General features: G+C 74.2%; 5 protein-coding genes. 1 reads left to right on the forward strand and 4 read right to left on the reverse strand.

The genetic code is table 11. The features are described from left to right. Nucleotides 1-126: 126 nt before the first annotated feature. Nucleotides 127-1,602 carry a flotillin family protein gene (locus tag E1283_RS26810; protein ID WP_132820735.1) on the forward strand — a complete coding sequence of 492 codons (1,476 nt, stop codon included), beginning with the start codon at nt 127-129 and terminating at the stop codon, nt 1,600-1,602. 97 nt (nt 1,603-1,699) lie between these two features. On the opposite strand, the gene E1283_RS26815 is transcribed toward E1283_RS26810, so the two are convergent. The 4 genes from E1283_RS26815 to E1283_RS26830 form a co-directional block, all read right to left on the reverse strand. Next, on the reverse strand, nt 1,700-2,812 hold the full coding sequence (locus E1283_RS26815; protein ID WP_132820736.1) for a PucR family transcriptional regulator: 1,113 nt from the start codon (nt 2,810-2,812) through the stop codon (nt 1,700-1,702). A gap of 64 nt (nt 2,813-2,876) precedes the next feature. Then, nucleotides 2,877-3,971, reverse strand: coding sequence for a methyltransferase (locus E1283_RS26820; RefSeq protein WP_165956251.1), 1,095 nt, complete (start codon nt 3,969-3,971; stop codon nt 2,877-2,879). Nucleotides 3,972-4,129: 158 nt separating this feature from the next. Continuing rightward, entirely contained in the window at nt 4,130-6,148 is a 2,019-nt protein-coding gene (locus tag E1283_RS26825; RefSeq protein ID WP_132820738.1) for a glycoside hydrolase, read from the reverse strand. A gap of 124 nt (nt 6,149-6,272) precedes the next feature. Further along, complete coding sequence (locus E1283_RS26830; protein WP_132820739.1) at nt 6,273-8,267, reverse strand: beta-galactosidase; 1,995 nt, start codon at nt 8,265-8,267, stop codon at nt 6,273-6,275. Nucleotides 8,268-8,275 lie beyond the last annotated feature (8 nt).

The raw sequence follows: 8,275 nt of genomic DNA on the forward strand, positions 1-8,275 counted from the left end.
GAATGGGCGCGTGGCGCACGGGGGGTGCGTGCGCCACGCGCTCGGCGGCCGGGCGGTGCGAACGCCGCCGGCCGTCGGTCGATCCGGGCCAGACCCGGGGGGATCCGGAAGAGAAGAGGCTCTGTCATGAGTGTGGTCGTCGTGTCCGTCGTGGGGGTGGTCGTCCTCCTGTTGCTGCTCGGCCTGTTGGTCGTCTCGCGCTACAAGGTGGCGGGGCCGAGCGAGGCGTTCGTCGTCACCGGTCGGGTCTCCCGCAACGCGGGTGGCCAGAAGGTCGTGGTCGGCTCCGGGGTGTTCGTGGTGCCGTTCGTGCAACACCGGCACGTGATGGACCTGTCGAGCCGGCACATCCCGGTGGCGGTCCGCGGCGCGGTCACGCTGCGCGGGGTGAAGGTGGATCTCGACGGCGTGGCCATCGTCAAGGTGGGCGGTACCGATGCCGCCATCCGGTCGGCCGCCCAGCGCTTCCTCCGCCAGCAGCAGGGCGTCGTGCCCTTCACGCAGGAGGTGTTGTCCGGCGCGCTGCGGGCGATCGTCGGGCGGATGTCGGTGGAGGAGGTGATCCGGGACCGGGCCGCGTTCGCCGGTCAGGTCGCGGAGGAGGCCGAGGCCAGCCTCTCGGGGCAGGGCCTGGTGCTCGACACCTTCCAGATCCAGGACATCGCCGCCGAGGGCAGCTATCTGGCCGACCTCGGCCGGCCGGAGGCGGCGCGGGCTCGGCAGGACGCGGACATCGCCGAGGCCGTGGCCCGGCGCACCGCCGAGCAGGCGCGGCTCCGCGCCGAGGAGGAGATCGCGGTCGCCCAGCGCACGCTCTATCTGCGCCAGGCGGAGATCAAGGTCGAGACGGAGGCCGCGGCCGCCAAGGCCAACGCGGCCGGGCCGCTGGCCGAGGCGGCCAGGCGCCAGGAGGTGCTGGCCGAGCAGGAGAAGGTCGCCGTACGGCAGGCCGAGTTGACGGACCGCCAGCTCGACACCGAGGTGCGCAAGCCGGCGGACGCGCAGCGCTACCGGGCCGAGCAGGAGGCCGAGGCACGGCGGGTGGCCGACGTGGCCGCGGCGCACGCCGAGGCCGAACGCGCCCGGCTGACCGGCGAGGGCGAGCGGCAGCGGCGGGCCGCGCTGGCCGACGCGCACCGGCTGGAGGGCGAGGCCCAGGCCGCGGCGATCGCCGCCGTCGGTTCGTCGGAGGCCGAGGCCATGCGGCGGAAGGCCGAGGCGTTCGCCGGTTACGGGGACGCGGCGATGGTCCAGATGCTGGTCGAGGTGCTGCCGCAGGTGGTCGCCAAGGCCTCGGAGCCGCTGTCCGCGATCGACAAGATGACGGTGATCTCCACGGACGGCGCGGGCCGGCTCCCGCGCGCCGTGGCGGACAACGTGACGCAGGGCATGGAGCTGCTCACCTCGGCCACCGGGGTGGACCTCACCGCGCTGCTCTCCGGCCTCGCGGCCCGGGGCGGCCCGGAGGTCGACGCCGGGAGCACGGCGGCGCGGATCGGCCTCGCCGCCGAGGCGAAGGGAGTGGGCGGCTCGGCCGGGTCCGCCGGTTCGGCGGGTTCGACTGCGCCGGCCGAGCGGATCGAGGTGTCCGCGGAGGCCTGACGGCCGGCCCCCGCACCGGCCCTCGCACGGGCCCTCGCACGGGCCCTCGCACGGGCCCTCGCAGCGGTGACCGTACCGGCCGCGCGGCCCGCCGGGGTCAGAGTTCCTCGGCGGGCCAGTCCAGCAGTTGGGCTCCGATCACGGCGGTCTGCAGCGTGTAGCGCTGCAGCGGATCCGCCGGGTCGGAGCCCGTCAGCGCGTGGATCCGTTCCAGCCGGTAGGTCAGCGCCCGGACGCTGAGCGAGAGCCGTCTCGCGGTCTCGGCCGCCACGCAGCCGGAGCCGAAGTAGACGTCGAGCGTGCGCACCAGCGGGCCCGCGCCGCCTCGCGCGGCGGACAGCGGCCCGAGCACCGAGCGTACGAGGTCCGCCATCGCCTGCCGGTCTCTGGTGAGGACGGGGAACACCAGCAGTTCGGCCGCGCGCAGCACCACGCCGTCGATCAGCGCCCGTTCGGCGAGCTCCAGCGCGCTCAGCGCCTCCTCGTAGGACTGGACCACCCCGGCGGGGCCCGCGTGCGGCCGGCCGAGCGCTATCCGCGGCCGGTGCTCCTCCTCGTCGACCGCGCTCCGCACGCGGTCGGCGAAGTACTCGAGCACCTCGGGGCGGTGTCCCGGCGCGATGCAGACCAGCCGGCCGTCCTTGGTGGTGAGCAGCACCTCACGGACGCCGAAGCGGCCGACCATCGCGTCGTCCATGCGTCGGGTGAGCGCGTGCGTGTCGTCGTACGGGCTGGCCGCCCGCGCCACCGCCACGGCGTGGGTGTGCGCGAGCCGCAGGCCGTACCGCTCGGCGCGCCCGGACAGGCTGCCCGGGTCGCCGCGGCCGTGCAGCAGGTCGTCGATGAACTCGCGGCGGGCCGCCTCGTCCCGGCGCACCGCGAGCAGTTGCGCCCGCTCGAATCCCTCGGCCAGCGCGTCGACGGCCTGCTCGGCGGCGGCCAGCACGCCCTCGGCGGTCAGCCCCACCTGCCGGACGCCGAGCGCGCCGGTCACCCCGGGCAGCTCGCGCCAGAGCACGCGGGTGGCCGCCAGGTGGACCCGGACCAGCTCACGGAGCGCGAGCCCCTCCTGCGCCGCCCGCTCCCCCAGCGCACGGCGCTCCCGCAGCTCGTCCCTGGTGAGCCGGCGGCCGGTCGCGGAGACCTCGGCGAGGATCTCCGCGTAGCCGTCGAGATAGTCGTCCGGTATCGCCTCGTATGACGCGGCCACGTCGCCCTCCTCGGATGCCGGCGGTTGCCCCTGGGCAACGATGCCATCCGGGCGGGCGTGCCGGTCAGCCGCCTGCCGGCCTCGCCTCGGGAACCGGGCCGGCCTCCGCGCTCGGGACGCACTCGAAGAGCCGGTGGTCGCCGGCCAAGGCGCCGGCCGACAGCGGGGTGAAGCCGGCGGCGGCCAGCAGCCGGCGCATGCCGGCCTCCGAGAAGCCGCGGGTGCCGCCCTCGCAGAGCACCATCTGGGTCAGCGCGTGCGGGGCGTCGATCTCGTCCTCCAGCATGGGCTCGATCACCAGCAGCCGGGAGCCGGGCGTCGCGGCCATCGCCCGGCGGATCGCGGTCAGCACGCGCACCTGCCACTCCGTGGGCCAGTCGTGCAGCACGTTCTTGATCACGTAGCGGTCGCCGGCCGCGGGGATCTCGGTGAAGATGTCGGCCGGGCGGAACACGATCCGGTCGCCGGCGGGGTGCGGCGGCGCGGCGGCGCGCTCGCAGACGCTCGGCCGGTCGACGCACACCCCGCGGAGCTCCGGGTGCTCCCGCAGGATCCCGCCGAGCAGGGTGCCGTCGCCGCCGCCGACGTCGACGACGGTGCGGACGCCGGAGAAGTCGTAGCCGCCGGCCAGCTCGGCCGCGACCGGGCGGCACATCTCGGCCATGGCGGCGTCGAAGACACGCTCCTCCTCGGGGTTCGCGGCCAGGTGCTCGTAGAGCGAGACCCCGAACACCTCGCGGAACGCGGACTCGCCGCTGGTGACGGTGGTCAGCAGGCCGCGGAACGCGTCGTCGTAGGTCTCGGCGAGCAGCATCACGGTGTTCCGCAGCGAGGCCGGGTGGTCGGAGCGGAGGACCGCGCCCGCGTCGGTCAACCGGTAGCCGCCGTCCGCCACCCGTGTCAGGACGCCCGCGAGCGCCAGGGTGCCGAGGAGCCGGTCGAGCGCCTCCGGATGGCACTCCGCGCGTTTGGCCAGTTCCCCGGACGACAGCGGACCGGCGGCCAGCAGCTCGGGGATCCGCAGCCGGGCGGCGACGGCCAGCGCGCGGGCGATGGTGCCTCCGGCCGCGAGCATCAACACCCGTGGGAAGTCGGGCTGTTCCCCCTCGCTCAACAGACCCGGCACGATCGCCTGGTTCGGTTCCGTCCGCGTCTCCATGTGTTGCACGCCACCCTCCGTGGACACTTGCGAGCACTCCACCCGCTGGCTCCCCACCCGTCCGGTGGGAAAACCGCCCGGCATCCATGCACACCCAAAGGGGTGAAATCGGGGCGCGACGCCGGGGCGCGCGCCACGCGCGCCCCGGAACGCCACACTCAGCCGCTCACGGACCAGCGTTGGTTCGCACCGGAGTTGGGCGGCCACACGGTGACCGGTGAGTTCTCCGCCGTGGCCTGGCCGCCGACCTCCAGCAGGTTGCCGGTGGCCGCGTTGACGAACGTCCAGGTGCCGTCGCCCGTCGAGGACGCGATCCACTGCGCCGCCCGGTCGGGCCGGCCGCGGTCGCGCTCCAGGACCGGGGCGCCGTCCCGCTCCGCGAGCCGGCGCCCGTCGGCGGCGCTCGTCAGCACGTAGCGGTCGCCCGACGGCGCGACGCGCCACAGCTGGTCGTCACGCGCCCCGTCGGCGGCCCGGATCACCACGCCCGAGCCGTCGTCGGAGACGGTCAGCGCCCGACCGCTCTGCACGCCGCCGAGCCGGTACTCGTGGCCCGGCCGGAAGGTGGCCGCGTCCCGCGCCACTCCCGAGACGCCGTCGACGACGAAGGTGGTGACCGAGTCGGCCGGCACCTGGTAGGTGGCCGACCGGCCGGTGACGCGGACCGGCTCGTGTTCGACGAGCGCGCCGTCCGCGCTGGTCACCACCGGGGTGACGGTGGCGCCCCTGGCGACGCGGCCGAACGCGGACAGGTCCAGGGTGACCTCGCGCGCCTCGGCGCCGTCGTTGACGTGCACCACGGTGGCACCCCTGCCGTCCGCGGCGACGGCGGCCGTGCTGGCGGGGTCGTCCACCTGGACGAGGTGGTCGCCCGGCCTGATGTAGTGGGTGAAGTTCCGCGCGGTGTTGAACTTCTGGTTGGTGTGGATCGGGCAGGTCTCCAGGGTGTCCCCGCCGTCGCAGCTGAACGGGAGCTGGATGCTGCCCCAGTTGCCGCCCTCGGGCGACTCGCCGCCCGGCCGCATGTTGTCGTAGTCCTCCACGGGCTGCCAGAACACCCAGGCCGTGGGCTCCAGTTCGCGAAGGTCGTCGACCATGTGCCGGGCCAGACCCAGGCCGGGCCGCATGGACGCGAAGTCCTGCCCGTCACCCCAGTCGCCCTCGACCTCGCTCATCCACAGCGGGGTCCCGGCCGCCTTGGCCAGGTCGCGGACGGTGGTCCGTGAACCGGTGCCGTAGGTGTGCACGTTGAGCTGCTCGACCAGGTCGCGCACCTCGTCGGGGTACGCGGACCAGTTGCGGGCGAACGTCCCGGGGTTGGTCTCGTCCATCGCCGCGATCACCGCGTCGGTGCGGGTGCCCCGCGAGTCGAGCTCGGCGGCCAGCGCGCGGATCACCTGCTGTTGCAGCTCGGGGCCCATGTGGGCGCCCTCCTGGCGCCCGCCGACCGGTTCGCCGTCCTCGCCCAACCTGGTGCCCCAGTAAGGGGTGTTGGGCTCGTTGAAGGGGTCGATGGTGTCGACCTCGATGTCGTGCGCCCGCTCCAACCGGTCGACGGCGCCCACCAGATAGGCGGCGAAGTCGTCCACCGAGTCGGTGCGCAGCTGGTCGGCGCTCGAGTCGAAGCCACCGGAGACGTACCCGCTGACCGTCATGAACCAGGGCGGCGAGTTGCTGAACGCCTCCCAGTGGTCGATGTCGTCCTTGACGTGGTCGATCCACCAGCGCTGGGTCGCGTCCGCGTCCGGGTTCCAGTCGGCCGGGTCGTCGGCCGACCACCAGTCGAGGTCGTCGCGGGTGGTTCCCTCGGGCGCGCGCCACCAGCCCTCGACCGCGCCGCCGGCCCTGAGGTAGTCGGTGACGTCCGGCGCGTTGCCGCCGCCGACGTTGTAGCGGGCGATGTTGAGGTTGAGCCCGTCCTCGCCGAAGACGAGGTCGGCCAGCTCCTCCCGGATCTCGTCCGGGTAGTCGCCCGTGGCGTTGGCGAACCAGACGAGGCTGGTGCCCCAGCCCTCGAACTCGTCGCCCTGGTAGGAGGGGTTGGGGCGGATGGTGACGCGGTCGGCGACCGTGGCCGACTCGTCCGCGCTCGCCTGCCCGGCGGCGAGGCCGCTCGCCGTCAGCGCGGCCACACCGAGGCAGCAGATCAGCCGGCGAGCTCTGGCGGGTCTCTTCACCGTTGAACGTCCCTTCGTTGGGTGGGCGGCCGCGCGGGATCCGCGCGGCCCGGCACAGCGAGTGGCGACACCGGCACGTGGCCGCGGTGCCGTCGGCGGTCGTCGGTGCTCCCCCGGGGAGTGCTCAGCGCCGCAGGACGGTCACGCCGCGCGGCGCCAGCGGAAGCGAGCCGGTCAGCGGCTCGCCCGTGACGTCGGGGAGTTCGACCTCGTGGTCGGTGCGGTTGATCAGGAACCAGTACTCGACACCGTTCTGGTGACGGATCGTCAGCTCGACCTCGCCCCGGGCCGCCGCCGGCAGCTCGCCCGAGACGCCGGCGCCGGCCAGCACCCGGCCGAGCACCCCTGGCAACCCCCGGGCGCCGAGCCGGGTGGAGACGTACGAGGCCGAGCCGCCGCCCGGGACCCGGCGGCGGGTGACGGCCGGGCGGCCGGCCTGCGGGCCGGTGCGGTAGGCGGCGAGCACCTCGACCGCCTCCGGGTCCGTGACGGTGATCTCGTCCGTCCACAGGGTGCCGGTGGTGCCGTCGTCCAGCTCGACCGCCTCGTCCGCGAGGAGCGGCCCGAACTCCTCCACGCGGATGCCGAGCAGCTCGCGCAGCGGCCCCGGGTAGCCGCCCAGCCAGGCGTGTTCGTTCTCGTCGACGATCCCGGAGAAGTAGGTGGTGACCAGGTGGCCGCCGGCCTCGACGAAGCCCGTGAGCTCCTTGGCGAGTTCGGCCGGCAGCACGTGCAACACGGGCGCCACCACGACGTCGTAGCCGTCGAGCGCGGTGCCGGTGGGCACCACGTCCACCCGCACGCCGAGCCCGAGGAAAGCCGAGTACCAGTCCAGGGCCTCCTGCCGGTAGCGCAGCAACTCCGTGGGGTGGGAGTCCTGTTCGCTGGCCCACCAGGACTCCCAGTCGAACAGGATGGCGGCGCGGGCCGGACGCCGCCCGGCCCCGGCGACCGGCGCGAGGTCGTCCCGCAGCACCCGGCCGAGCTCGGCGACGGCCCGGAACACGGCGCTGTCCTCGCCGGCGTGCGGCACCATCGCCGAGTGGTACTTCTCGGCGCCGGCCGCCGACTGCCGCCACTGGAAGAAGCAGACGGCGTCCGCGCCGTGCGCCAGGTGCAGCAGCGAGTCGCGGGCCAGCTCGCCGCGCCGCTTGGCGCGGTTGACCGGCTGCCAGTTGACGGCGCTGGTGGAGTGCTCCATCAGGAACCAGGGCCGGCCGCCGGCGAGGTTGCCGACCAGGTTCGCGGAGAAGGACAGCTCGTCGAGGCCCTGCGGCCCCGGGTGCACGTAGTGGTCGTTGGAGACGAAGTCGACCTCACCCGCCCAGTCGGCGTAGTTCATGCCCTTCGTCTCGCCCATCACCATGAAGTTGGTGGTCACCGGCACGTCGGGGGTGAGCCGGCGGAGCACCTCGCGTTCGGCGCGCAGGTACTCCTTGAGCGCGTCGGACGAGAACCGCTTGAAGTCGAGCTGCTGGGTGGGGTTGGGGTGCGAGGCGGCGAGCCGCGGCGGCAGCGGCTGCGCCCAGTCGCTGTAGCGCTGGGACCAGAAGGCGGTGCCCCAGGCGTGGTTGAGCGCGTCGAGTGTCTCGTAGCGGCCGCGCAGCCAGGCGCGGAAGGCGGCCGCGGCGTCGTCCGAGTAGTCGTAGATGTTGTGGCAGCCGAGTTCGTTGCCGATGTGCCAGGCGGTCAACGCCGGGTGGTCGGCGTAGCGTTCGGCCAGCGCGGTGACCAGGCGCAGCGCGTGCTCCCTGAAGATCGGGGAGGTGGGCCGCCAGTGCTGGCGGGCGCCGGGCCAGAGGGTCTCGCCGGTCCTGGTGACCGGCAGGATCTCCGGGTGGGCGGTGGTGAGCCAGGGCGGCGGCGAGGCCGTCGCGGTGGCCAGGTCGACGGCGACGCCGTGCTCGTGCAGCAGGTCCATCACCTCGTCCAGCCAGCCGAACTCCCAGCTGTCGGCGGTCGGTTGGAGGTGGGCCCAGGAGAAGATGCCGAGCGAGACGATGTTGACGCCGGCCTCCCGCATCAGCCGGACGTCCTCGCGCCACACCTCGCGCGGCCACTGTTCCGGGTTGTAGTCGGCGCCGTAGCCGAGGCGGGCACCGGGGGTCGGCCAGCGCAGCCAGCGGG

This window comes from Streptomyces hainanensis, assembly GCF_004348415.1.
GTDB classification, from domain to species: domain Bacteria; phylum Actinomycetota; class Actinomycetes; order Streptomycetales; family Streptomycetaceae; genus Streptomyces; species Streptomyces hainanensis.

Coding starts and splice junctions, on each gene's coding strand:
- E1283_RS26820 (WP_165956251.1), bottom strand. CDS start 3,971: ATGGAGACGCGGACGGAACCGAACCAGGCGATCGTGCCGGGTCTGTTG.
- E1283_RS26810 (WP_132820735.1), top strand. CDS start 127: ATGAGTGTGGTCGTCGTGTCCGTCGTGGGGGTGGTCGTCCTCCTGTTG.